Below are 23,210 nucleotides of genomic sequence, written 5' to 3'. Positions count from 1 at the left end.
CCTAGCTTTAGGTTTACTTTTTCAGTTTCATAAATAGCTTGCTGTATACTACAGTGAGCTATTTATGTTTTAATATGGCTGATGATATCTTCTTTAGGAGTCTCGTAATGAAACCACTTAATTTGTGGATCTTTTTTGAACCATGTTAATTGTCTTTTGGCAAATCTTCGGGTATTCTTTTTAATTTCAAAAATGGCTTCATCTAATGTTGCTTTACCCTCAAAATGGGCAAATAATTCTTTATAGCCTACGGTTTGTAAAGCGTTCAAGTGTTTGAAGGGGATTAGAGATTTTGCTTCTTCTATAAGCCCATTTGCAATCATTCTATCTACACGTTTTTCAATTCTATTGTAAATGACTTCTCGTGGAGCATCCAAGCCTATTTTAATACTATCAAAACCCCGTTCTGGTTTGCTTTGGTTAAGGAAAGTTGAATAGGGTTTTCCAGAGGTTTCTATAACTTCAAGCGCTCTCGTCAATCGTCTTGGATTGCTTATTTCAATCTGTTGGTAATAGTCAGGGTCTTTTTTCTTTAACAAGCTCTGTAATGCTCCTATACCCTCGGAATTGAGGAGATTCTCGATTTTTGTTCTTATGTCTGAAGGAATTTCTGGAAAGACGTCCAGACCTTCGGTTATCGCTTTTTGATATAGACCACTTCCCCCAACTAGGATAGCCTGGGAATGAGTTTTGAAAATAGTGTCTAAGACCTCTAAGGCCTCTTTTTCAAATTCTCCAACATTGTATGCTTTTCCAATGGAAATATGTTGAATGAAATGGTGCTTTGCTTGAGAAAGCTCATTTTGATTGGGGACTGCTGTGCCAATTTCCATTTCTTTAAAAAACTGTCTAGAGTCTGCAGACAAAATTTCAGTAGAAAAATGTTCAGCCAACTTGATGCTTAAATTGGTTTTCCCGATGGCAGTTGGCCCAACGATACAGATCAAAGAAGAGTCTTCAGTCTTCATTCTTAATTTCTTTCTCCTGTTCTTTATGTAGTGAATCGCCGCAATTATGACAGAATTCTGCACTATCTCTGTGATCAGCTTCCCCACAATTAGAACAAACTTGTGTATTTTTTCTGGTATTTTCTTTAGTCATTTCTGCGGTTACTATACCCGTAGGAACGGCTATAACACCATATCCGAGTAGCATAATAATAGTAGCAATAAACTGACCTAAAGGCGTTACCGGGTGAATATCTCCAAATCCTACTGTGGTAAGAGTAACGATAGCCCAATAGATTCCCGTTGGGATAGAAGTGTAGCCGTTTTCAGGGCCTTCTACAATATACATTACGGTTCCAGCTATGAAGGAGATAATAACTACACTATAAAGAAAAATTAATATTTTTGGTATACTTTTTCTTAAGGCAACGGCTACACTGGAGCCAGCTCCAGTGTACCTCACCAGTTTAAAAACTCTAAAGACTCTAAGTAACCTTAAAGCTCTCAAGGATAATAACGCTCCAGAGCTAGCAAAAATTAAAGAAACATATAGAGGAATAGTGGAAAGAAAATCTACAATACCATAAAAGCTAAAAATATAATTTTTAGGCTTTTTTATACTGATGACTCTTAGGATATATTCAATCGTAAAAAATATAGTTATGATCCATTCTAAAGTGACAAATAAGGTATGATATTCAAGGCTAATGTGCTCAACAGAGTCAAGTATCACCAACACCAGACTTGCAACAATAATGATAAATAATGCCACATCAAATACTTTCCCTGCTTTGGTGTCTGCCTCGTATATTACTTCGTGAACCTTCTCCTTCCAAGTCATTTTAAAAATGGATTACTTTCAAATTTTTATTATTCTTCCTCAAATAACTTTGTATGATATGTTGGGCATCTCTATCATTTTGCATAGGATTGATGATATTTTTCAAAATTGAAATATTTTCAATTTGAAAATTTAACTCGGTATATCCAAAACCTATGAGTTTACCATGTTCAATCAAGACAACGCTTTTTTCACCTAGGTGTCTACCTCGATCTTGAATAATCATGTTTTTATCTTTATAATTATAAAATTCGATAAGTGCTATAACGCGAGAATTATAAGAAACAGCATCTTCTTCTTGTATGCAAGCTCCATCGCATTTCTTTATGGTGTAATTAAAACAGGCTCCCTTGGTTTTATGTAAACCCGTTAATTTCTGACAAAGTTGATAAGTCTCTAAAGCTCTTTCTAAGAATGCTTTCCCTTGTTGGTAGTTGGTGAAACTGGTGATATACTCTTTTTTAGAGTCTAGCTTAGAAACAGTCAAGTTGAAATATCCCTTATGGTCTTCGAACATATAAAGCCCATGGGTAAACAGATCTTTCTTTAGGGCAGAGTTATACTTTGGTTTGAGTTTTTTGATGGATTGATTTTCTTTTAGCAATGCCATGAGTTCATTGCCAGTTTTTTCATAATCTACCGATGAAATATGCTCTTGAATCTCTCTAGATTTTGGGGCGTCACTTATAAAGTGTTGGTTAGCTCTTTTTTTGATGTCGTTGCTTTTGCCTACATAAATAATATCCCCTTCTTTATTAGAGAAATAATAGACTCCAACTGCATTGGGTAAGTCGTCTATAAGTCTAATGAGTTTTGTGTCGATACTACTTACTGCATTTAGCTTTAAATGGGAGCTTATTATTTCTTTATCGGTATCCTTTTCTAGTAGAAGTTTAAAAAGTTTTACCGTAGCTAGAGCATCTCCGCTAGCTCGATGGCGATCTGTTATAGGAATTCCAAGTTTCCTTACCAGCTTACCAAGACTGTAAGACTCAAAATCGGGCAAAAGCTTTTTAGATAGTTTAACGGTACACAGTGTTTTGCGTTCAAAAGGGTATCCCAGTCTATCAAACTCAAGCCTTAGCATCCTGTAGTCAAACTTAGCGTTATGAGCTACAACAATGCATCCTTCAGTTATTTCTATAATGCGTTTTGCAATTTCGTAAAACTTAGGTGCTTGGTGGAGCATTTCATTGTTGATACCCGTTAGGCCAACAACAAACGATTGGATCTTTCGCTCAGGGTTTATAAGTGAGCTAAATTGATCTACAATTTCATTACCGTCAAATTTATAAATAGCGATTTCTGTGATCCCTTCTTCATTATATTTTCCTCCGGTGGATTCTATGTCTAAAATGGCGTACAACCTAGCTTTATGTGTTTTGATTCAAGGTAGCAAAAATAAAGATATAATTCCGTTTCCTTCGCTGAGTTTCTAAAGTTTAACCACTGCATATAATTTTCATCAAATGTTTAAAATGAAGTGCTTTTAGAATTTGAATAAGCGACAATATGGCATTTAAAATTGAATTTAGTAGACAATATGGCAGTTTTTAGGTTTATGAGCTATTGAATCGAAAGATCAGTATTTATGCGGTATGGCGTTCTGCTTTGTTGTAAGACCTATTATCTGATTTAGCTTGGTACTCTATTTGACTATAGATTTACAATTAAACTAAAATAATTTTAAAACTTAATAGTATGATACCAACACGATTTTCAACCCAAGACCTAAGTTTAATGGATCGACTTTTTAATGCAGATAAGTTTCATAGAGATTTCTCTGAGACCAATTCAAGCTCACCTTTAGTAAATATCAAACAAGCTGAAGACAAGTATAGCGTAGAAATGTCTGTTCCAGGATTCGACAAAAATGATTTCAATATTGAATTGAATGAAAATGAACTCATTATTTCTTCAGAAAAAGAAGAGAATAAAGAGCAAGAAGGTGAAAAGTATACAAGAAAAGAATTTAGTTACCAGTCATTTAGGAGATCATTTACCCTACCTGAAACTGTAGATGGTGATAAAATTTCTGCACAGTATAAAGATGGTGTCTTATACGTAGATATTCCAAAGCGAGAAGAAGCAAAGCCAAAATTACCTAAGCAAATCGCAGTTAAGTAAGTATAGAGTCAATAAGTTTGTTTGAATTACAGTTTGTGAATTAGCTAAAAAGCTAACCTTCGGGTTAGCTTTTTTATGTTTATCTAGCTCCAAAAATAGAACTCCCTATTCTTACCATGTTGGTGTTATGTTGCATTGCGATTTTATAATCTCCGCTCATTCCCATGGATAGGATACTGAAGTCTTTTTGAGTTTGGGAAGTCTCCTTATAAAGCGTCTCCAGAATTTTAAACTCTCTATGAATTTGCTCTTCATCATCTGTAAACGTAGCCATAGCCATTAAGCCCTTTAGTCTTACGTTTTTTAATTCAGCTAGTTTGTCATCCTTTAAAAATAGTTTTAAATCTTCTGGAGACATGCCGTATTTAGAATCCTCTTCAGCTATTTTTACTTGTAATAAACAGTCGATGACTCGGTCATTTTCCTCTGCACGTTTATTGATTTCTAGAAGTAATTTCATCTTTTGGACTGCGTGAATTAAATCTACATAGGGAGCCATGTATTTCACTTTGTTGGTTTGCACGTGACCTACCATATGCCATTTAATATCTTTGGGTAAAGCTTCCCATTTGTCCGTCATTTCTTGAACCTTATTTTCACCAAAAATTCGCTGACCAGCGTTGTAAGCTTCCATCAAGTCTTCGTTGGGCTTGGTCTTGGATACGGCAACCAAGTCGATATTCTCCCCTAATTCTTCTGTAAATGTTTTAATATGTTCTTTAATTGACCCTTCCATCTTTCTAATTTTAAAATTCATAAATCGTAATCCCACTTCTCAACTTAGGTTCAATATAGGTTGTCTTTGGAGGCATTTTCATTCCTTCATCTGCTATGGTTTTCATTTCTTCAATACTTGCAGGGTACATTCCGAATCCAACCTGATATTCTCCTTTGTCTATAACCCCTTTTACAAAAGCCATGTCTTTTTGACCTTGACTGTACATCAATCTAGAATTTGTTCTCAAATCTTGAATTCCCAAAATTGGTTTCAAAATGGTATTAAACAGAATCTGAGCGTCCAATCTAGATAGCGCATCATTAAAATCGTAATTTCTATCCCTTAAATTTAATTCGTAAAAATCACCATCGAGATACATGCTAAAATGGTGAGCCTTTTTAGGCTTGTAATAATTCTGTTTTAAGTTTTCAATTTTGAATTGTTCATCCAGCTTAATAAGAAATTCGTCTTTACTTAAACCATTCAGGTCCTTTACAAGTCTATTAAATTCATGAATTCTCAAGTGACTTTCTGGAATAAAAAATCCCATAAAAAAGTTATAGGCTTCCTTCCCTGTATGGTGATCATTTTCGGCCTGAAGCACTTGTTTTAAGTCAATAGAAGAGGAACTTCTATGGTGTCCATCGGCGATATAAATATGTTCCATCACCTCAAATTCTTTTTGAATTTGCTCCTGAAGCTTTGTATCATCAATCACCCAAAAGTGATGTGTTTCTCTAGAGGTGGTTGTGAATTCGTACTCTGGTCGAGTCTGCATCAATTTTTTTGAAATGCCGTCAAGGACTTCATTATCTGGATAGGTGAGAAGAACAGGATCGGCGTTGAATCTCACCGTCTTGAGATATTCGGTAAACACCTCTACTTTTTCCGTTAGGGTGTCTTCGTGTTTTCTAATGATATTGTTTTCGTAATCTTCAGTGCTTGCAGCACCTACAAAGCCTACAAACTCTATTTCATTTCTATAAATGATTTTATGAAGGTAATAGCAAGGTTTATCATCCTGCCGGAAACTGCCGTCTTCTTTGAACTCTTCAAACCTGTTTTTGACGAGGCTAAAGCGTTCTTTTCCAGAAATTTCTTTATTGTACTTATACCCAGGATTTGCGATATGCAAAAAGGAAAAAGGATTGTTATCCAATCTCGCTTCAACTTGAGCTTTGGTATAGGTTTCGTAAGGCTTTGAAGCGATTAGACCTACTTTATCTCGAGTAGGTCTAGTCGCTTGGAATGGAATAACTTTAGGCATCTTTTAAGATACAAATTGTGAGGATACTTTTTCTGCCTTTTTGCTTTCGCTGTAGTCGTAAAATCCTTCTCCAGATTTCACTCCAAGCTTACCTGCTCTTACCATGTTCACGAGTAAGGGACAAGGAGCATATTTTGGATTTTTAAAACCTTCGTACATCACTTCCAAAATAGATAGACATACATCCAATCCAATAAAATCGGCAAGCTGAAGTGGGCCCATAGGATGGGCCATGCCTAACTTCATTACGGTGTCGATTTCTTCTACGCCCGCTACATTATTGTATAGAGTTTCTACAGCCTCATTAATCATCGGCATTAAAATTCTATTGGCTACGAAACCAGGGTAGTCGTTAACTTCAGTTGGGACTTTACCCAGATTCTTAGCTAGTTCTACAACTTGGTTTGTAATGTCATCGCTAGTATTATAGCCTCTTATGATTTCCACAAGCTTCATGATGGGTACTGGATTCATAAAGTGCATCCCGATCACTTGCTTGGGTCTGCCCGTGACTGCTGCAATTTTGGTGATTGGAATAGAGCTAGTATTTGTTGCTAAAATCGTTTTGGCTGGACAAAGGCTATCAAGTTCCTTAAAGATCTCTAGTTTGATTTTTTCGTTTTCTGTAGCAGCTTCAACGACAAGGTCTGCATCTTTTGCCCCGTCTGCTAAACTTGTAAACGTGCTAATATTTCCTAGAGTTCTCTTTTTGTCCTCTTCGCTTATCTTTTCTTTGCTGACCATCCGGTCTAGATTTCTAGTAATGGTTGCAATACCTTTATCTAGATTATCTTTTGAGACATCTATTAAACTTACGTTATAGTCGAATTGAGCGAAAGTATGTGCAATACCATTTCCCATAGTTCCTGCACCTATTATAGCTATATTTTTCATGATTTTATATTTAAAATGATTACTCGTCGAATGCTTTTATGATTTGCATGGCTACTCTTAAAGCCTCGGTACCTTGTTCTAAAGTTACAATAGGTATCGTGTCGTTTTCAATAGCTTCTGCAAATGTTTCTAATTCGTCCAAAATAGCATTATTTGGACTTATATCTGGATTATCAAAGTAGATTTGTTTCTTTACACCTTCAGCGTTTTGTAAAATCATTGCAAAATCGTCTGGGTCCTTAGGAGCATCTTTCATTTTGACAACTTCGGTTACTTTTTCAAGAAAATCTACCGAAATGTAAGCATCTCTCTGGAAGAACCTTGACTTACGCATGTTTTTAAGCGATATTCTACTTGCCGTAAGATTAGCCACACAACCGTTCTCAAATTCTAGTCTTGCATTGGTAATATCAGGAGTTTCAGAAATGACAGATATGCCACTTGCATTGATTTTTTTCACTTTAGAATTAACGATACTTAAGATAGCATCAATATCATGAATCATCAAGTCTAAAACGACAGGAACATCGGTTCCTCTTGGATTAAATTCTGAAAGTCGGTGGGCTTCAATAAACATGGGAGTGTCTATTTTGCCAATAGCAGCTCTAAAGGCGGGGTTAAACCGTTCCACATGTCCAACTTGCCCTTTTACATTATGAGCTTTAGCTAGTTTTATAAGCGCCTCAGCCTCTTCCACTGTAGAAGTGATAGGCTTTTCTATAAAGACGTGAACACCTGCTTTTATGGCTTGTTCTGCCATACTATAGTGGTAGGTGGTAGGAGTGACGATATCAATAACATCTACATTACTCAGTAATTCCGCATAGTCCTTATAGTAAGAATAACCAAATTCTTTTTCGATCTTCTTTGCGTGAGTATGATCTGTATCGTGAAATCCTATAAGTTTATATTTCTTTGATTCGTTGAGCAATCTCAGATGAATTTTTCCGAGATGTCCTGCGCCCAAAACACCAACTTTTAGCATAAATTATATGGTTTTACACAAAAGTAACATTTCTTTTTAAGCTAACTGTGAGCAGAGGCTTTTTATAAGATTTCTTTTAAAAACTCTTAGACTAATAATAGGCTCTTTGAATGGATGTATCCAACATTTTTTTCTAATTTTACTCTTATTACAACTTAAATATAAAAGCTTGGAAGACAGTTATAGACAGCAAGGAAAACGCAAATTACTAGTAGAATTGGTTCGAGAAAAGGGCATTAAAGATGAAAAAGTTCTTCAAGCGATAAATGCAATTCCGAGGCATCTATTTATGGATAGCAGTTTCGAAGATCATGCTTACCAAGATAAGGCTTTCCCTATTGCTGCTGGACAAACAATCTCTCAGCCGTATACAGTGGCTTTCCAGACGGAACTTTTGCAGGTAGAACCTGGTGATTTAATTTTGGAAGTAGGCACGGGGAGCGGTTACCAAGCCGCTGTTTTATGTGAACTAGGAGCGAAAGTATATACCATCGAAAGACAGCAAAAACTCTATAAGAAAACTAAAAACTTTCTTCAAAAGTTAGGCTACAGACCCAAATTTATGAGTTTTGGCGATGGCTACAAAGGTTTGCCAGAGTATGCCCCTTTCGATAAAATTATTGTGACTGCTGGGGCGCCCTTTATACCGAAACCTTTAATGTCTCAATTGAAAGTTGGAGGTAGACTCGTGATTCCCGTAGGGGAAGACCCACAAATTATGACTTTATTGAAAAGGACTTCTGCTAAAAGCTTTCAAAAAGAAACTTTTGGCGAATTTCGTTTTGTGCCACTTTTGGAGGATAAAAATTAGGGATTCCCTTAGAATTGGTCCAATAGTTTAATTCCGAAAACCAAAGCTCCACTTTGCCAACCCCCTTGATAAGGCTTGACGTAATCGATTCTAAAAAATCGAAATTGACCAAAGCCAACATTGTCTAGACCTACCGAAAATTCTGAATAGGGTTTATGAGAGTCCGTAAATAAGCTTTTAGCCCCTACGACCATATTGAAATTCAGCTGGTTGAGAAGCGGAATTTTATTAAGGAGAAATCCCTTAAAATTATGCTCTAAATGAACATCTGCATAATCTGAGTTGGTAGACAATTCATAATAGGGTAGCAAGTTGAATTGATTGAGATAATTATCTGAGGTTCCTATTCGAGTTTGGTTGCCATTGAAATGCTTAAAATCTAAAAAGGAGATGTTTTCTGCATTGAAAAATAAACCAGCGTTAAGGCTATAAGCCAGCTCTCCAAATCTAGAAATCGTTTTGGTTTGAGTGAGTCTTGCTTTTACAACATCAAAATTGAAATCACTTATATCTGAAGCAAAGCCTTTCTCATAAGCAAAGCTAAATACGGGGAATTTATCACTAAAGGTGTCGTATTTCCCATTAGGCGTTAGCACATATTTCTGATCAAAATTTATACGTCCTGCAATTCTTAACCTACCAATATTATGGGAAGGGAACAATTGAGATCCAAAAGCTTCTGGCGCTAGAGGATTATTGGAGGTAAAGCCTCCGTTTTTATTTTCAATAATTGGTGAATTCGTAGAATTGATAAGAGAACGTCTTCTTTCAAATCCTAATTGGGCACTGAGTCTAAAGCCATTAAACACGTCTTGACTATAAGTGGCTTCTCCAAAAATCCTTTCGTAAAGTTTAAGGTAATTGCGTTCAAAAAACACTGAAGCAATGGACGACAATCTTTCGTTGATAGGATTGGTAGAATTGATTTCTTCGGCTTTGACACCACCAGAAATTATTAAAAAAGGTTTTGAAAAATTATTGAATTTTTTCGTAAAAGTAAGTCTAGGTCTCAGGGTTTCATCGGAGAATCCATAATCTAAATCAGATCGAATTTCCCAAAAGGTTCTAAAGGTTCCAGCAGTATCTTTTTGTCTAAAATATACTCCCGATTTAATATTAAACCCTTGTACAGTGTTATAATTTAGATCGGTTAAGCCCGTAAATCCAGCTTCTTGATGGGTCGTTGAATTTTGCCAAGAGTAGCCAAATAAAGGATCTGTTACTTTGAAGGTGTTACGTACTGTATCTATAGAATCTTTATAAGGTTGAGAGTTTTTTAGGGTCTGTAGGCTGTCTTTAAAGGTGTAATCTTCTCGCTCTAAACTAGTGAGTGGCACAGGCCTATTTTGTTCCCAAAACAAACTGTCCTTGGTATTCGCCTCCTTATCGAAGGTAATAATGGCATTCGAGAAATCCTTTTTGGTCAATTGAGGGTTGAACTCATAATTTTTATAAGAAGCTACAAAATTACCGCCTCCAGAAATTCCTAAAATCCCCCAACTAAAAGAAATATCTTGGGAAATAAGAGTCCAGAATTTATACTCCTCGCTATAGTTGAAGGTTTGTTTGAGATTGAGTTCTTCCACCACTTCGACTTGAAGTGATTTGCCTGTCGTCATAAGGTCAACACCATAAATTTCCCAAGTATCTTCTAGGATATAAATATATCCGCTAAATACAGCATCGTTAGGTCTCTTAGGGATAACTTTTATTTTATTGATTAGAAATTTATCATTTTCATAAAAAGTTCCTTCCAGCTCATAGTCGTAATATTGCATGGCAAAGTTAGCAATCGGAGAGACTAGATTTTTACCTAAGTCGATGGTGTTTTCGTAAAATGAGAAGTTAAAATCTTCCGCAGAATTAAAGCTAAATCCGTTATCGTTTCCGCTAACTTTTGAAGCGACGATGTTTTCTTTGAAACGGTTTGGCGCTTTGTATGAAATCTTTGAAAAGGTTTCACTAAGGTAGACCACGCCACTTCGGGTGGAATCCAAACCACCTCCTAAGTCACCAACCTCTTGGCCTAATATTTTTTCTGGGGCATTTTCGATTTTCCAGAGCCCTTTGGAATAGAAATCAGCTTTATACTCTTGAATTTTAGACAGGTTTTTCTTTCTATTTTCCACTGCATTGCGGATAATAGAATAGGCAGGATCTTCGTTATTGGTAATGACAACATCGTCCAAACTTGTTACTTTTTCTATCAATTGTATAGTGATAATATCAGTAGAGGTTTCTATCTTTCTTTTTTCGGTCTGAAACCCCAAAAATTTAAAAATGAGATAAGACTCTTTAGTTTGCTCAAGTTTTAATTTGAACTCACCATTGGCATTGGTAGTGGTTCCATTGAAGGTGCCTTCATCATAAACATTTACATTTTGTAAAGGATTACCGACGGTATCAGTCACCCTTCCTGTAATTTGGGAATGACTAGTAAAAAAAGACAGCAATAAAAAAATAATAAGGAAAGGATGCTTCATAAATTTAATAAATGATATAGAAACTAGGTGTTATAGGTTTTGTTGATTCTATTGAGTTTTATTTTGGTATCCCGATCCTTGATCGTTTCTCGTTTATCATGAAGTTTTTTACCTTTAGATAAGGCGATTTGTAATTTTGCAAAGCCTCTGTCGTTGAGAAATAAGCGCAAAGGAATAATAGTAAGACCGCTGTTTTTTACCTCTTTGTGAAGTTTTTTCAGCTCTTTTTTATTGAGTAAAAGTTTCCTAGCGTTCTTTGGCTTATGATTAAAATGGGTGGCATGTGAATATTCTTGAACATCCATATTAATCACAAATAATTCTCCCTTATCATTGAATTCACAAAAGCTTTCAGTGATTGTGGCTTTTCCTTCCCGAATAGATTTAATTTCGGTGCCGGCTAATACAATTCCAGCTGTATATTTGTCCAGAATTTCGTATTGAAACCTGGCTTTTTTATTTTGTATATTAATTTTGTTTTTAACCATAGAACTGAAATATATCTTTCAAAAATAAGACTTTTGAAAGGATAGCTAGAATTAACGACAGTGTTTATATTTAAATTAATAATGATATGAAGTATTTAATTGGATTCATCTTGCTGAGTTTGGTAGGATGTCAAAAATCTGAACATAAAACGATTGAACCTTCAGAGGTTATGGAGAAAGCAATTGAGTTTTCTGGTAAGTCAAAACTTAATGAGAATGTCTTAAAGTTCAAATTTAGAGACTATTCTTACAAGGCAATACCTACCTGCGAAGGGTTTCAGTTGGAAAGACTTTCAACAGCTTCACCAACAAAAGATGTTGTAAAAAATGGAGAGTTGACGCGTTTTTATCAAGATTCTATCGTGAAGTTGGCCGACACCACTGCATTTTCTTATTACGAATCAGTTAATTCTGTCCACTATTTTACTCAGTTACCTCTTCGTTTAGAAGATGATGCTGTACGCCCAACTTATCTAGGTGAAGAAGAAATTGATGGCAAAGCTTACCATAAATTGAAGGTTAAGTTTACCGAAAATGATGGTGGCGAAGACTTCAAAGATACTTATATCTATTGGTTCGACACCTCAGATTTTTCAATGGACTTTCTAGCTTATAGCTTTTTAGTCAATGGAGGTGGACTGCGTTTTAGAAGGGCGATTAACCAAAGAACTATTAAAGGTGTTGTTTTTCAGGATTATGAAAATTATAAACCCAAAGAGACTTCCCGAAAATTAGAAGATCTAGGTCAGTTTTGGGAAAGCGGAGACCTGGAACTTCTCTCTAAAATTGAAAATGAAAATGTTACTTTAGAGTCTTCTGCTCTTAATTGTAACTAAAGTCTTTTGGAACTTTAAGTTGAATTAAAGTGTCTTTTAAATACAAATCTTCATTGATTTCTATTTTGAAAAAAACGTCATAGGTGTTTTCATCTAGGTCGTCATACATCGATTCTGAAAGAATTTCATTTACGAACTTTGGGCTTGTGTTGCTGTGTCCTAGGACTAATACTTTTTTACCGTAGGTTGCTTTCCAGAATTCAGCATTGAAAAGGGTGTCTTTTCCAGCACTATAGCTTTTGATGTCTCCTTTAAATTGATGTAGTGTAGGGATGATGGTTTGAAGGGTTCTACTGTAATCTGTAGAATAGAACATATCTAAGGACTTATCTTTAAAATAAGTCGCCAAAAAATTTGCTCTGCGTATACCTTCCTCTGTGAGTTGAGGGTCTCTATTCTCTTTGTCTGTAGTGTCTTTTTCTGCATGTCTCACAAAATAGTAAGTGGTCTTTTGAGCCTCTAAGCCTTCTGGAATATCAAATTGAAAATCTTTATTTTTCGACGGACTTTCCTGGCAAGACAGGCAAAGAATCGAGATGCTCAAAATTAAATAGTAAAATGTTTTCATCGGATTTGTTTTATATCAAATTAAATTTATAATGTCGTGTAAATAAATTGAATTATACTACGACGTAGCTCAGTACAGGTTTTTTGATTGATTGAAGTTAAAAATAATTAGCATAGCCTTAGTTACGGTAATTATTTTTGATTAAAAGGAGTCAAAAAAGAAACGATTTATTGCGACATTATAGGTTTAAATTGGTATTAGTTCTAATAAAATGATTTGATTCAATTGTGTACCAAATTTATTGAAATTATTGTCAGAAACGACAATGAGGGAAGAATTACCATTGGGGAGTATTGGTCCAAAGCATAGCCCCTCAATATTATCGACAATACCTTTAGTTAATTTTCTTTTGATCGATTTGAAGTCGAACACTAAACTTTTTTCTGCATAAATGATATCTTTTGAAGAGGCGTCTTCTAGTTTTGCTATGGCATGAATGTCGGATGCTTTACTCACATCTACCAAATATAGTTTCACCTTATTGCCTTGGCTTTTATGACCTGCAGAATAGGAGCGTTCCAGGACCAAAAAAGAATTCTCGGTCACCTGCAAAATCTCTGTAAGTCCATTGATAGCAAAAGGAAGCAAAGGAAATTTAGTAATCCTATCCAAATCCATAGCATATTGGCGAGTCACTTTTTTCTCCTCTTTATCAAAGAAACTCAATCGAATAGGAGAGTTGGTGTTATACAATTTTGGTGATTTACCATCTTTTTCTAAGGGTAATTCGTTAGCAAACCAAAACCCAGAAGAATTTATGCTGTTCGATAGGCCTTCGAAAACGCCATTATGACGTGGTTGGTTATTCCCATTGACCAGAAAATAATCTGGTAACAAATAACTTTCAATAAATTCTGCTGTCTTGCTTACTTTGAAAATTCTTGGCGATAAATTGGAATTGATACTTCCTTCCGTAGAAATTAAATATCCACCTCCATCGTATCTAATGGACTCCATATCCAGTGCATTTTTTCTAAAGAAGGTATTGTTTTGTAATCTAATAACCGATTTGAATTCGAGGGTATCCAAACGAAAGCCGTCAAGGTTTAATCGTGCTCTAAAGATCAATGGATTGGAAGGCGAATCATTTACCATAAGAAGTTCACCTTTAGCATAATCTACACCGGAGACTCCACCATAGGTCTCATTTTGAAATTTGAAATTCGAAGGAATAATGTATTCATCCAAAAACTGAACTTCATACAATTTATCGTCTAAAGCTTTAGTAGTACTGCAACTCGTTATTAAAAATGCAAAGGCGCTTAACTTTAAAAGTTGAGTTAAATGGGAGGCTGTTAACATAAAGCATAGGATTGTTGATTATATTTAAATAAACCATAAAAACTTAATATTATGAACTTAGATCAATTGGAAGGAAAATTTAAAGAGAATAAAGGTAAATTGAAACAAAAGTATGCTGAGCATATTTCAGACGATGACCTTCAATATTCTGAAGGTAAATTTGAAGAAATGCTAGGTAAGCTTCAAGCTAAAACAGGAAAAACTAAGGAAGAGTTAGAGAAGGAGATTAACGGTTTATAATCTAACTTCTATTAAATTAAAATCCCCGTTATGATATCATAACGGGGATTTTTAATTTATTTCTTTACTATATCTAAAAGCTCAACCTCAAACTTCAAAATTGAATTTGGAGGAATCGGTCCAGTCTGTCTTGGACCATAAGCTAAATAAGATGGAATGACAAGTTCTGCCTTTTCACCAGTCTTTAAAAGCATTATTCCTTCGTCCCATCCTCTAATGACACGACCAGTTCCTACAGGAAATTCTATAGGTTGATTTCTATCCAAAGAAGAATCAAATTTGGTTCCGTCTAGGAGATAGCCTGTATAATGAACGCTTACCATGTCTTTGGCTTCTGGTGATGTTCCACTTGGATTTGTTTGAGTAATTAAGTAACGTAACCCGCTATCGGTGACTTCAAAGCCTTCACTAGCTCCTTCAAGTTTAGCTTTTCTTGCAACTTCTTCCTCGGTTTTGGCTAGTTTAGCTTTTTCAACACCAGTAGTAAAAGCGGTAACAGCATCAAAATCTTTGGCATCGCTACCTTTTCTAATGATATTCACCGTTTCAATAACGATATCTTCAGCAGGTTTATCACCTTTTATAGTCTCTACTTTTCCTATGCTATCTACCACTTCCATGCCGACTACCAATTCGCCAAAAACACTATGTTTTCCATCCAAATGTGGTGTAGGAACAAGAGTGATAAAAAATTGACTTCCATTGGTGTCTGCACCGGCATTGGCCATAGATAAGACTCCCTTTTTATGGGTTAATAAAGAATCAATCTCGTCTGCAAATTCATAACTTGGTCCTCCTTGGCCAGTACCATTAGGATCCCCTCCTTGGATCATGAATTGGTCGATCACTCTATGGAAAATTATGCTATCATAAAATTTTTGGTTTTGATACTCTTCATCAACCAATGGATGCTCACCTTCTGCTAAGGCAACAAAATTTCCAACAGTCATAGGGACCTTGTCGTAATGAAGTTCTGTAACAAAATCTCCCATAGAGGTTTGGAATTCAGCATACAATCCATCTTCTAATTCTGGATATTGGGAAGAACAGCTAAAAAGCAGTATTCCGACTAATGTGGCAAGCGATAATCTTAAAGTTCTCATGTTATTCAGTTTTTGGTTTTATTTCATTTAAAGTTACAGTAGATTTTAGAGCGACGTGGGTTCCGATTTTATCATTATCGCCATAGTAGCCATAAGCTTGGTGAGAAGGGAATAAAAAAGTAACCGTTTCTCTTTCTTTCATTAGCTTTAAGCCTTGACGTAAGCCCGTAAAAATTTCTTCTTTGTCTATCGTATAAGCGCGTTCTCCAAGTTCTTCTCTAGAATATATGGTGTCGCCTTGTAGCGTTAATAGGTTATAATTAAACTCTACTTCATCACCAAAACCTGGCGTGATGCTGTCTGTTTTATTTTCTGAATTATAGTAATACCAAAATCCATCGGCAGAACTAATGTAGTTGTTGGTAGAGTCTGCGTCTATCATCTCCTTAATGTAGGCTTCTTCCTTTTTGACTATAGCTTTATTAAGCGTCAAGGATTTTGTTGTAAAACTTTGTGAAGCTCTTGAAACTGGCTTTCTAGGTTCTGGTGATTTACAACTACAAATCAAACAACAACATAATATCATATATAGGATGCTCTTCATGATAGATCGTCTTTATAGTGTTTTAGTGTAGTTTCAAATTCAGCTAAAGTAGATTTCAAATCTAAATCGCTTTTGCCTCCAGCTGCATTATTGTGTCCACCACCGCTGAAATGCTTTCTAGCAAAGGCGTTAACGTTGAAGTCACCAATAGATCTTAATGATATTTTAATAATATTTTCAGCTTTATGTTCTATAAATATAACTGCAAACTTAATACCTTTTATCGATAAGCCATAATTTACAAAACCTTCTGTATCACCTTTTCTGAAGTCATTTGAATTTAAATCCTCTTGAGATAAATAAATGTAAGCAGTATTAAATTCTTCAATAACTTTCAGATTATTAAGCGCGACTCCCAAAAGATGAAGCCGGCTTATGTTGTTACTGTCATAGATATGTTGATGGATTTGACTATTATTTGCACCAGCATCTATCAAGTTTGCAATAATTCTATGCGTCTTACTAGTTGTAGATGGAAACCTGAAGGACCCAGTGTCTGTCATAATTCCAGTATATAAACAACTGCCCACATCAGCGCTTAGAGAGGTGCTTGGATATTGAGAAGTGATAAACTCATAAACCAATTCGCAAGTAGAGGCGATTTGAGTATCGACCAGCATATAGTTTGCATAGTCTGACGGTTCTTGATGGTGGTCTATCATTACAAAAGTCGCTTCCAAGTCCTTTAAGAAATCGCCCAGACTCCCAACTCTATTTAAATGATTAAAATCCAGCGTAAAAATAAAGTCTGAAGCTTCTAAAGCAGCTTTGCATTCTGCTTCTTTAGAGTCGTAGCAGAGTATGTCTTGATTATTTGGCAACCATTTCAAAAAATCTGGATAATTGTTTGGCATGATGACTTGAGAGGGAATTTCAAGTTGTTTCAGAAACAAATGTAAGGCCAATGAGGACCCCAAGGCATCTCCATCTGGATTTTTATGACTGATAATACTGATTTTGGAAGTGGGATTCAGTTGATCTTTTAAGCCTTCCAACGTTTCTTTTCTCATAGATTCCAAATGTACAAATTCTTAATAATGCAGTAACACAGGAATCCCTAGTTTTGAAAAAAATATAATTATGAAAAAAATACATTGGATTGTCACTTTAGTAGTGATCCTATTTGCATCGTGTAAATCGAACACCGATGATAAAAAAACAGAAAGCAAGCTTGCTGAAAGTGAACCTAAAACCTTTAGAATAGCCATTGGCAGTTGCAATCGTCAAGATCTACCCCAAGAGTATTGGTCTATTATAGAGAAAGATTCGGCAGATATCTTTGTGTGGGGTGGGGATAATATTTATGCAGACACCCCAGATATGGGTCTTATGGGGGAAACATACGACAGCATAAAGTCAAATCCCTATTATCAATCTTTTATAGAGAGCTTACCAAATGCTCCTTTGGGAGTGTGGGACGACCATGACTACGGCAAAAACGATGCGGGTAAAGAATGGCCTTACAAAGATGAGGCAAAAGAACTTTTTTTAGACTTTTTGGATATCGATTCAACCCAAGCTGTGGCCAATAGAAAGGGGACGTATTATTCAAAAGTTATTCCTTTAGGTAGCAAATCGATTAAATTTTACATGTTAGATAGTCGATACTTTAGAGATGGATTGGTCGATGCAGAGGTTTCTGGAAAAAGATATCAACCACATACCTCCAAAGATTCTACCCTTTTAGGCGAGCAACAATGGGAATGGCTAGAGAAGGAGTTTAAAAGTTCGAAGGCTAATTTTAATATCATTGTGAGTAGCATTCAGTTTTTATCCAGCGAGCATGGCTTTGAAACTTGGGGTAATTTCCCGAATGAAATTGAAAAAATGCAAAACTTGTGGCTAGAGTATCCACTTCAGAATATTTTACTTTTTAGTGGTGACAGGCATATTTCAGAGTTTTCTCAAAAGAAAATTGACGGTCTAGCTTACCCTTTAACCGACTTTACGTCTAGTGGTTTAACGCATTCTTATAGTAGTTATAGTGGTGAGCCTAATCGATATAGAGTAGGGGAGGTTGTTGCGCAGACAAGTTATGGTATTATAGATTTGAACTTAGTCACTGAAGAAGCTGAACTAAAAATTAAATCCACTACAGATGGTCATACGATTAGAGAATTACACCTAGATTTCTAATGTTAAGAGATGATTTGTATATCTTTTGAAATGATTACTTTTGCACGAAAATAAAATACATTATAATGGCAGGAACTAAAACATTCACAATGCTTAAGCCAGATGCAATATCTAAAGGCTATATTGGTGATATCCTCAAACAAATTACAGGCTCAGGGTTTAAAATTGTAGCGCTTAAAATGACGCACATGACCACAAATGATGCTAAAGCTTTCTACGAAGTTCATAAAGAACGTCCTTTTTACGGAGAGCTTGTAGATTATATGACCAGCGGTCCTATCGTTGCGGCAGTACTTGAAAAAGAAAATGCTGTAGACGATTTTAGAACTTTAATAGGGGCGACCAATCCTGAAGAAGCAGCAGAAGGCACTATTCGTAAAAACTACGCTACGTCCATAAGCGAAAATGCAATTCACGGGAGTGATAGCGATGAAAACGCTACGATTGAAAGCAATTTTCATTTTGCAGGAAGAGAGCAATTCTAACAAATTATATGTTTAAACTAAAAAGGGCTGTTTCTTTTGAAACAGCCCTTTTTTTAATCTATTCAATTATTTGAATTATAGTCCAAATTCTATACCTAGGCTAATAGCATCAAAGGATCCACCATCTAGACTTACTCCTTTATAGGCAAAGACGATGTCCAATGCTTCACTTACACTGTACTGAATTTTTGGGGCATAATAGAAACCTCCATCATTTCCATCAGGGTTTATTCCTAGGGCGTAACCTACATCTGCACCAATCGTAAAATCTTCAGATGCATTAAAACGAGCAGCTGCTGCGATGGGTAAAAAACCAACATCCTCAGCTTCAAAAGTTCCAAAGGGTGTGTCTATATCTTCGCCAAAATAATAATGATATCCTGCTGCTACACCTAGGTCGAATTGTTCGGAAACTTCCCACAAGTAATTGGCGTCAAGGTTAAGACCAAAAGTTGTAATGTCTCCAGCGTCACCAATCGGTAGTGCTCCACTTAGACCAATATTAGCTTCTTGGGCACTTAAAGTCATCGTCGAGACGACAATTGCTGAGAGTAAAAGTAATTTTTTCATGTCTCTGATAATTTAAGGTTAGTAATACATAAAGTAAATATAAGAAGGAATATATTTTTCACCAACTAAAAAGGGCTGTTTCGTTAGAAACAGCCCTTTTTTTTATGTAGCGTTATGAGTTTGCTTATTTAGCAATATTAATAGCTCTAGTTTCCCGAATAACGGTAATCTTTACCTGACCTGGGTAGGTCATATCGGTTTGTATCTTTTGGGAAATTTCAAACGAGAGGGCAGAAGCTTTTTCGTCGCTTACCCTTTCACTTTCCACAATAACCCTCAATTCTCTCCCCGCTTGGATAGCATAAGCTTTTTTAACCCCTCCAAATCCGAAGGCAATTTCTTCAAGATCTTTTAGACGCTTTACGTAGGAGTCTAGAACTTGGCGTCTAGCTCCTGGCCTAGCTCCGCTTATGGCATCACACACCTGTATAATGGGTGAGAGAAGGGAAGTCATTTCTATCTCGTCGTGGTGAGCACCAATGGCATTACAAATTTCTGGTTTCTCTCCATATTTTTCGGCCAATTGCATTCCCAAAATAGCGTGAGGAAGTTCTGTTTCCGTCTCTGGCACTTTACCGATGTCATGAAGAAGACCAGCGCGTTTGGCTAGTTTTGGGTTAAGCCCAAGTTCTGAAGCCATAATGCCACAAAGCTTAGCCACTTCTCTAGAGTGTTGGAGTAAATTTTGACCATAAGACGATCTATACTTCATTCGGCCTACCATTTTCACCAATTCTGGGTGTAAACCATGTATGCCTAAATCAATAATAGTTCGTTTCCCTATATCTATAATTTCTTCGTCAATCGACTTTCTTGTTTTCTTTACAACTTCTTCAATCCTGGCAGGGTGAATTCTACCATCGGTTACCAATTTGTGTAAAGATAGTCTTGCTACCTCTCTGCGTATGGAGTCAAAGCAAGATAAAATAATAGCTTCTGGAGTATCATCAACAATTATTTCTACACCCGTTGCGGCTTCAATTGCTCTAATATTTCTTCCTTCTCGACCAATAATCCTCCCTTTTACATCATCGTTTTCCAGGTTAAAGACAGAAACGCAGTTGTCTATAGCTTCTTCCGTACCTACCCTTTGTATGGTGTTAATGACAATTTTCTTAGCCTCTTGTTGAGCTGTGAGTTTAGCTTCTTCTACAGTGTCTTGTATCATTTGCATCGACTCAGCTTTTGCGGTCTCTTTAAGAGATTCCATCAATTGAGCTTTTGCATCTTCAGCACTAAGGCCACTTACTACCTCAAGTTGGTTGATCTTACGCTGGAGTATCTTATCTATTTCTTCTTGCCTTTTCTCTAGGTACTCATTTCTATAGGCGTAATCTTTAAGCTTTTCTTCGACTTCAGCATTCAATTTTTTATTCTTCGAAAGCTCGTTAGAGACTTGAGATTCTTTGTCTTTCGTTCTTTTCTCTGCTTCATTAATTTTCTGATCTCTAGAAAGAATAACTTTCTCATGTTCAGATTTAAGTTCAATAAATTTTTCTTTAGCCTGAAGGATTTTATCCTTTTTGAGACTTTCCCCTTCTTTCTCGGCTTCTTTTAAGAGTTTGTTGGCTTCTTTTTCAGCAGATTTCAAAGTTCCTGTGGCGCTTTTGCTATCTATGGTTTTTGATATTAAAAATCCTATGATAAGGCCAGCTATAGCTGCTATGATAATAAATGTAATCTCCATAATTGTATATATAAAAAAAGCCTGTACTAGCCTAGTTTTGTATAAAACTCCGTGTAAACAGGTTTAGGGATACCCAGCTGATCAAGGATCCGCTGCACCGAAGTGGCGGCTTGCTTTAGCAACTGAAACTCACCCTTTTTAAATAGTAAATGTTGAGTTTATCAAAAAGGTACGACTAATACAGGCAGTGTCGATTTATGTAATGAACGTTAGTTTAATTGATCTTTTAGCATCTCATTCAGCTCTACAAGTTTTAGTTCTGCTTCTTGTAATTCTGAAGTAGAGGATAATTGATTTTGTTCAATTTCAGCAGCAAATTGTAAGGCACTCATGGCCAAGACATCTTGTTTGTCTCTTACTGCATAATCTTGTTCAAATTTCTTAATAACTTCATTTATTCGTTTGGCTGCTTTCCTTAAGCCTTCTTCTTGTTCAGGTCTTATAGTGAGCGGATAAACTCTATCTGCAATCGATAATTTTATTTTTAGTTTATCTCCCATCTTTATTCAGCCAATTGAATAATGCAACTATCTATTTCTTTAATTAAACTATTTATTTTAAGTTTTGTTTCTCTTTTGTACTCGGTACTGCCTAGCATTGCGTTGGCTGTTCTAAGTGTTTTATTCTCTTTTTGAAGCATTTCTATTTTTGAATTTAATTCAGAGATAGAATTGCTTTCAGAATCAAACTGGGTAGCTAAGGCGCTGTATCTAACTTTTAAATCTTGATGTTCAGAGATTAATTTTTTCAAATTATCTTCTAAAAATCTGACGCTTTCTACCAATTTACTCATCTACAACTTTCGCATTGCTTTAAAGCAAATTTAGCATCTATTAATGAATAAGGCAACCCTGTTGGCTAAAAATTCAAAATCTATTTCTATACTAGATTCAATTCACATGAATTAAATTTGCCTAAAATTATAAAATGACCTCAGAATTTGTTTTTTATCTTATCGTTGGTATTCTGGTTTTCAATTTTCTTTTGGAAACATTTCTCGATTACCTAAACGCCTCCAGATTTGATGCTCAGCTTCCTGAAGGCCTAAGAGATTTGTACGATAAAGAGGACTACTTAAAGTCACAAGCCTATAAAAAAGAGAAATTTAAGTTTGGAACTTTACAGTCTATCTTATCTATAACTTTAATTCTGGTTTTTCTAAGCCTTGATGGGTTTGGTTTTGTAAATGAAATCGCTCATGGTCTTTTTGATCATCCCATTTTAGTTTCGCTTTCCTTTTTATTCATCCTCTTTTTGGGTGGTGAAATTTTAAGTACGCCATTCGACTATTATTTTACCTTTAGAATTGAAGAGCGCTATGGATTCAATACCTCTACTCAACGCCTATTTTGGTTGGATAAGCTGAAGTCTCTTTTCATTGCGTTTATTTTTGGAGGAATTATCTTAAGCCTCATCTTACTGGTTTATTCTGCCGTGGGTTCGGATTTCTGGTGGTATGCTTGGATTTTAATAGCAGTATTTTCTGTTTTTATGAACATGTTCTATGCTAAACTTATAGTTCCCTTATTCAATAAACAAACTCCGCTTGAAGAAGGAGAGTTGAGGTCGCAAATCCAAGATTATGCTTCTTCCATGAATTTCAATTTGAAAAATATCTTTGTGATTGATGGTTCTAAAAGAAGTCAGAAAGCTAATGCTTACTTTTCAGGATTTGGAAATGAAAAACGAATTACACTATTCGATACTTTAATTAAGGATCTCAACATCAAAGAGATCGTGGCGGTTCTGGCTCATGAAGTCGGACATTATAAAAAGCATCATATCATCATAAATCTATTTGTGTCCTTAATGTCAACCGGGTTTATGCTTTGGTTATTTTCTCTTTTTATAGAAGAGCCTGTCTTGTCTCAAGCCTTAGGTATTGAGCAGCCAAGCTTTCATGTAGGTTTAGTGGCTTTTAGTTTTTTATATGCTCCTATTTCTTTGGTGAGTGGCTTATTGACAAATCACCTGTCCAGGGTCTTCGAATTTCAGGCAGATGATTTTGCCAGCTTTACTTATTCAGGAGACTACTTATCTTCTGCTTTAAAAAAGCTGTCTAAGAAAAGTCTCAGTAATTTGACCCCTCATCCAGCTTATGTGTTTTTTCATTTCTCACATCCTCCTTTGAAAGAAAGATTGAAAAATTTAAAAAATTAATTGTAATTTCATTTTAAT

The 23,210-nt window shown here is 35.7% G+C and carries 25 protein-coding genes and 1 other RNA gene; 7 read left to right on the top strand and 19 right to left on the bottom strand.

Annotation, left to right across the window (positions count from 1 at the left end; genetic code table 11):
* Positions 1-62: 62 nt before the first annotated feature.
* Genes miaA through PGOND44_RS04775 form a run of 3 tightly spaced genes read right to left on the bottom strand, consistent with a single transcriptional unit; the run spans position 63 to position 3,154 of the window.
* Positions 63-968, bottom strand: coding sequence for a tRNA (adenosine(37)-N6)-dimethylallyltransferase MiaA (gene miaA, locus PGOND44_RS04785; protein ID WP_003437346.1), 906 nt, complete (start codon positions 966-968; stop codon positions 63-65).
* Entirely contained in the window at positions 958-1,788 is an 831-nt protein-coding gene (locus tag PGOND44_RS04780) for an ion transporter (protein ID WP_003437344.1), read from the bottom strand. The genes miaA and PGOND44_RS04780 overlap by 11 nt, the downstream gene beginning before the upstream one ends.
* 1 nt (position 1,789) lies before the next feature.
* On the bottom strand, positions 1,790-3,154 hold the full coding sequence (locus tag PGOND44_RS04775) for an exonuclease domain-containing protein (protein ID WP_003437343.1): 1,365 nt from the start codon (positions 3,152-3,154) through the stop codon (positions 1,790-1,792).
* A gap of 335 nt (positions 3,155-3,489) precedes the next feature.
* Here PGOND44_RS04775 and PGOND44_RS04770 point away from each other — a divergent pair, with 335 nt between their 5' ends.
* Positions 3,490-3,915 (top strand): Hsp20/alpha crystallin family protein, encoded by a 426-nt coding sequence (locus PGOND44_RS04770; RefSeq protein WP_003437341.1) that lies wholly within the window; start codon positions 3,490-3,492, stop codon positions 3,913-3,915.
* A gap of 79 nt (positions 3,916-3,994) precedes the next feature.
* On the opposite strand, the gene PGOND44_RS04765 is transcribed toward PGOND44_RS04770, so the two are convergent.
* The 4 genes from PGOND44_RS04765 to PGOND44_RS04750 are packed head-to-tail and all read right to left on the bottom strand — an operon-like array spanning position 3,995 to position 7,779.
* A complete protein-coding gene (locus tag PGOND44_RS04765) occupies positions 3,995-4,651 on the bottom strand; it encodes a YggS family pyridoxal phosphate-dependent enzyme (RefSeq protein ID WP_003437339.1) in 657 nt (218 codons plus the stop codon).
* Positions 4,652-4,661: 10 nt separating this feature from the next.
* On the bottom strand, positions 4,662-5,900 hold the full coding sequence (locus PGOND44_RS04760) for a DUF1015 domain-containing protein (RefSeq protein WP_003437336.1): 1,239 nt from the start codon (positions 5,898-5,900) through the stop codon (positions 4,662-4,664).
* Positions 5,901-5,903: 3 nt separating this feature from the next.
* On the bottom strand, positions 5,904-6,794 hold the full coding sequence (locus PGOND44_RS04755; RefSeq protein WP_003437334.1) for a 3-hydroxybutyryl-CoA dehydrogenase: 891 nt from the start codon (positions 6,792-6,794) through the stop codon (positions 5,904-5,906).
* A gap of 19 nt (positions 6,795-6,813) precedes the next feature.
* Positions 6,814-7,779 (bottom strand): Gfo/Idh/MocA family protein, encoded by a 966-nt coding sequence (locus PGOND44_RS04750; protein WP_003437333.1) that lies wholly within the window; start codon positions 7,777-7,779, stop codon positions 6,814-6,816.
* Between the two features lie 169 nt (positions 7,780-7,948).
* Between PGOND44_RS04750 and PGOND44_RS04745 the strand changes: the two genes are divergently transcribed.
* Positions 7,949-8,590 (top strand): protein-L-isoaspartate(D-aspartate) O-methyltransferase, encoded by a 642-nt coding sequence (locus tag PGOND44_RS04745; RefSeq protein ID WP_003437331.1) that lies wholly within the window; start codon positions 7,949-7,951, stop codon positions 8,588-8,590.
* Between the two features lie 8 nt (positions 8,591-8,598).
* Here PGOND44_RS04745 and PGOND44_RS04740 read toward each other — a convergent pair whose 3' ends face one another.
* Positions 8,599-11,073 carry a DUF5686 and carboxypeptidase regulatory-like domain-containing protein gene (locus tag PGOND44_RS04740; protein ID WP_003437329.1) on the bottom strand — a complete coding sequence of 825 codons (2,475 nt, stop codon included), beginning with the start codon at positions 11,071-11,073 and terminating at the stop codon, positions 8,599-8,601.
* A 23-nt stretch (positions 11,074-11,096) separates the two neighbouring features.
* Positions 11,097-11,561 (bottom strand): SsrA-binding protein SmpB, encoded by a 465-nt coding sequence (gene smpB, locus PGOND44_RS04735; RefSeq protein WP_003437325.1) that lies wholly within the window; start codon positions 11,559-11,561, stop codon positions 11,097-11,099.
* Between the two features lie 86 nt (positions 11,562-11,647).
* Here smpB and PGOND44_RS04730 point away from each other — a divergent pair, with 86 nt between their 5' ends.
* A complete protein-coding gene (locus tag PGOND44_RS04730) occupies positions 11,648-12,397 on the top strand; it encodes a DUF6503 family protein (protein ID WP_003437323.1) in 750 nt (249 codons plus the stop codon).
* On the opposite strand, the gene PGOND44_RS04725 is transcribed toward PGOND44_RS04730, so the two are convergent.
* Together PGOND44_RS04725 and PGOND44_RS04720 are read right to left on the bottom strand one after the other, a co-directional pair.
* The gene (locus PGOND44_RS04725) at positions 12,384-12,965 is read right to left on the bottom strand and encodes a histidine phosphatase family protein (protein WP_003437318.1); all 582 of its coding nucleotides are present in this window, start codon (positions 12,963-12,965) and stop codon (positions 12,384-12,386) included. The two genes, PGOND44_RS04730 and PGOND44_RS04725, sit on opposite strands and share 14 nt — an antisense overlap.
* A gap of 186 nt (positions 12,966-13,151) precedes the next feature.
* Positions 13,152-14,267 carry an esterase-like activity of phytase family protein gene (locus tag PGOND44_RS04720; protein ID WP_003437315.1) on the bottom strand — a complete coding sequence of 372 codons (1,116 nt, stop codon included), beginning with the start codon at positions 14,265-14,267 and terminating at the stop codon, positions 13,152-13,154.
* Positions 14,268-14,318: 51 nt separating this feature from the next.
* On the opposite strand from PGOND44_RS04720, the gene PGOND44_RS04715 reads away from it, so the two are divergent.
* Entirely contained in the window at positions 14,319-14,507 is a 189-nt protein-coding gene (locus PGOND44_RS04715; RefSeq protein ID WP_003437312.1) for a CsbD family protein, read from the top strand.
* Between the two features lie 56 nt (positions 14,508-14,563).
* On the opposite strand, the gene PGOND44_RS04710 is transcribed toward PGOND44_RS04715, so the two are convergent.
* From PGOND44_RS04710 to PGOND44_RS04700, 3 genes are read right to left on the bottom strand one after another with little or no spacing between them, the layout of a single operon-like run.
* A complete protein-coding gene (locus PGOND44_RS04710) occupies positions 14,564-15,610 on the bottom strand; it encodes a peptidylprolyl isomerase (RefSeq protein WP_003437309.1) in 1,047 nt (348 codons plus the stop codon).
* Between the two features lies 1 nt (position 15,611).
* Positions 15,612-16,154, bottom strand: a complete 543-nt coding sequence (gene gldI, locus PGOND44_RS04705; RefSeq protein ID WP_003437306.1) for a gliding motility-associated peptidyl-prolyl isomerase GldI — start codon at positions 16,152-16,154, stop codon at positions 15,612-15,614.
* Positions 16,151-17,164 (bottom strand): DHH family phosphoesterase, encoded by a 1,014-nt coding sequence (locus PGOND44_RS04700; protein ID WP_003437304.1) that lies wholly within the window; start codon positions 17,162-17,164, stop codon positions 16,151-16,153. Before PGOND44_RS04700 ends, gldI begins: the two co-directional genes overlap by 4 nt.
* A 70-nt stretch (positions 17,165-17,234) precedes the next feature.
* Here PGOND44_RS04700 and PGOND44_RS04695 point away from each other — a divergent pair, with 70 nt between their 5' ends.
* Both PGOND44_RS04695 and PGOND44_RS04690 read left to right on the top strand, forming a co-directional pair.
* The gene (locus PGOND44_RS04695) at positions 17,235-18,290 is read left to right on the top strand and encodes an alkaline phosphatase D family protein (RefSeq protein ID WP_003437298.1); all 1,056 of its coding nucleotides are present in this window, start codon (positions 17,235-17,237) and stop codon (positions 18,288-18,290) included.
* 65 nt (positions 18,291-18,355) lie between these two features.
* Entirely contained in the window at positions 18,356-18,775 is a 420-nt protein-coding gene (locus PGOND44_RS04690) for a nucleoside-diphosphate kinase (RefSeq protein ID WP_003437296.1), read from the top strand.
* A gap of 75 nt (positions 18,776-18,850) precedes the next feature.
* On the opposite strand, the gene PGOND44_RS04685 is transcribed toward PGOND44_RS04690, so the two are convergent.
* The 5 genes from PGOND44_RS04685 to PGOND44_RS04670 all read right to left on the bottom strand — a co-directional run bounded on the left by PGOND44_RS04685 (position 18,851) and on the right by PGOND44_RS04670 (position 21,825).
* Positions 18,851-19,345, bottom strand: a complete 495-nt coding sequence (locus PGOND44_RS04685) for an outer membrane beta-barrel protein (RefSeq protein WP_003437291.1) — start codon at positions 19,343-19,345, stop codon at positions 18,851-18,853.
* A gap of 124 nt (positions 19,346-19,469) precedes the next feature.
* Positions 19,470-21,032: a ribonuclease Y gene (rny, locus tag PGOND44_RS04680; RefSeq protein WP_003437289.1), complete on the bottom strand. Its 1,563-nt coding sequence runs from the start codon at positions 21,030-21,032 to the stop codon at positions 19,470-19,472.
* Between the two features lie 44 nt (positions 21,033-21,076).
* Positions 21,077-21,190, bottom strand: a non-coding RNA gene (gene ssrS / locus PGOND44_RS15240) — 6S RNA.
* Between the two features lie 51 nt (positions 21,191-21,241).
* Complete coding sequence (locus PGOND44_RS04675) at positions 21,242-21,532, bottom strand: cell division protein ZapA (protein ID WP_003437286.1); 291 nt, start codon at positions 21,530-21,532, stop codon at positions 21,242-21,244.
* A 2-nt stretch (positions 21,533-21,534) separates the two neighbouring features.
* Entirely contained in the window at positions 21,535-21,825 is a 291-nt protein-coding gene (locus tag PGOND44_RS04670) for a hypothetical protein (RefSeq protein WP_003437283.1), read from the bottom strand.
* A 134-nt stretch (positions 21,826-21,959) separates the two neighbouring features.
* Here PGOND44_RS04670 and PGOND44_RS04665 point away from each other — a divergent pair, with 134 nt between their 5' ends.
* The gene (locus PGOND44_RS04665; RefSeq protein ID WP_003437280.1) at positions 21,960-23,192 is read left to right on the top strand and encodes a M48 family metallopeptidase; all 1,233 of its coding nucleotides are present in this window, start codon (positions 21,960-21,962) and stop codon (positions 23,190-23,192) included.
* Positions 23,193-23,210 lie beyond the last annotated feature (18 nt).

This window comes from Psychroflexus gondwanensis ACAM 44 (genome assembly GCF_000355905.1).
GTDB classification, from domain to species: domain Bacteria; phylum Bacteroidota; class Bacteroidia; order Flavobacteriales; family Flavobacteriaceae; genus Psychroflexus; species Psychroflexus gondwanensis.
This window is presented reverse-complemented; position numbering and strand designations above follow the sequence as displayed.

Bases quoted from the DNA above. Each gene is read 5' to 3' on its own strand.
- gldI (WP_003437306.1), bottom strand. From the start codon at position 16,154: ATGAAGAGCATCCTATATATGATATTATGTTGTTGTTTGATTTGTAGT.
- smpB (WP_003437325.1), bottom strand. From the start codon at position 11,561: ATGGTTAAAAACAAAATTAATATACAAAATAAAAAAGCCAGGTTTCAA.
- PGOND44_RS04670 (WP_003437283.1), bottom strand. From the start codon at position 21,825: ATGAGTAAATTGGTAGAAAGCGTCAGATTTTTAGAAGATAATTTGAAA.
- miaA (WP_003437346.1), bottom strand. From the start codon at position 968: ATGAAGACTGAAGACTCTTCTTTGATCTGTATCGTTGGGCCAACTGCC.
- PGOND44_RS04740 (WP_003437329.1), bottom strand. From the start codon at position 11,073: ATGAAGCATCCTTTCCTTATTATTTTTTTATTGCTGTCTTTTTTTACT.
- PGOND44_RS04665 (WP_003437280.1), top strand. From the start codon at position 21,960: ATGACCTCAGAATTTGTTTTTTATCTTATCGTTGGTATTCTGGTTTTC.
- PGOND44_RS04715 (WP_003437312.1), top strand. From the start codon at position 14,319: ATGAACTTAGATCAATTGGAAGGAAAATTTAAAGAGAATAAAGGTAAA.
- PGOND44_RS04760 (WP_003437336.1), bottom strand. From the start codon at position 5,900: ATGCCTAAAGTTATTCCATTCCAAGCGACTAGACCTACTCGAGATAAA.
- PGOND44_RS04755 (WP_003437334.1), bottom strand. From the start codon at position 6,794: ATGAAAAATATAGCTATAATAGGTGCAGGAACTATGGGAAATGGTATT.
- PGOND44_RS04690 (WP_003437296.1), top strand. From the start codon at position 18,356: ATGGCAGGAACTAAAACATTCACAATGCTTAAGCCAGATGCAATATCT.
- PGOND44_RS04695 (WP_003437298.1), top strand. From the start codon at position 17,235: ATGAAAAAAATACATTGGATTGTCACTTTAGTAGTGATCCTATTTGCA.
- PGOND44_RS04710 (WP_003437309.1), bottom strand. From the start codon at position 15,610: ATGAGAACTTTAAGATTATCGCTTGCCACATTAGTCGGAATACTGCTT.
- PGOND44_RS04685 (WP_003437291.1), bottom strand. From the start codon at position 19,345: ATGAAAAAATTACTTTTACTCTCAGCAATTGTCGTCTCGACGATGACT.
- PGOND44_RS04720 (WP_003437315.1), bottom strand. From the start codon at position 14,267: ATGTTAACAGCCTCCCATTTAACTCAACTTTTAAAGTTAAGCGCCTTT.
- PGOND44_RS04770 (WP_003437341.1), top strand. From the start codon at position 3,490: ATGATACCAACACGATTTTCAACCCAAGACCTAAGTTTAATGGATCGA.
- PGOND44_RS04765 (WP_003437339.1), bottom strand. From the start codon at position 4,651: ATGGAAGGGTCAATTAAAGAACATATTAAAACATTTACAGAAGAATTA.
- PGOND44_RS04675 (WP_003437286.1), bottom strand. From the start codon at position 21,532: ATGGGAGATAAACTAAAAATAAAATTATCGATTGCAGATAGAGTTTAT.
- PGOND44_RS04750 (WP_003437333.1), bottom strand. From the start codon at position 7,779: ATGCTAAAAGTTGGTGTTTTGGGCGCAGGACATCTCGGAAAAATTCAT.
- PGOND44_RS04725 (WP_003437318.1), bottom strand. From the start codon at position 12,965: ATGAAAACATTTTACTATTTAATTTTGAGCATCTCGATTCTTTGCCTG.
- rny (WP_003437289.1), bottom strand. From the start codon at position 21,032: ATGGAGATTACATTTATTATCATAGCAGCTATAGCTGGCCTTATCATA.
- PGOND44_RS04780 (WP_003437344.1), bottom strand. From the start codon at position 1,788: ATGACTTGGAAGGAGAAGGTTCACGAAGTAATATACGAGGCAGACACC.
- PGOND44_RS04730 (WP_003437323.1), top strand. From the start codon at position 11,648: ATGAAGTATTTAATTGGATTCATCTTGCTGAGTTTGGTAGGATGTCAA.
- PGOND44_RS04700 (WP_003437304.1), bottom strand. From the start codon at position 17,164: ATGAGAAAAGAAACGTTGGAAGGCTTAAAAGATCAACTGAATCCCACT.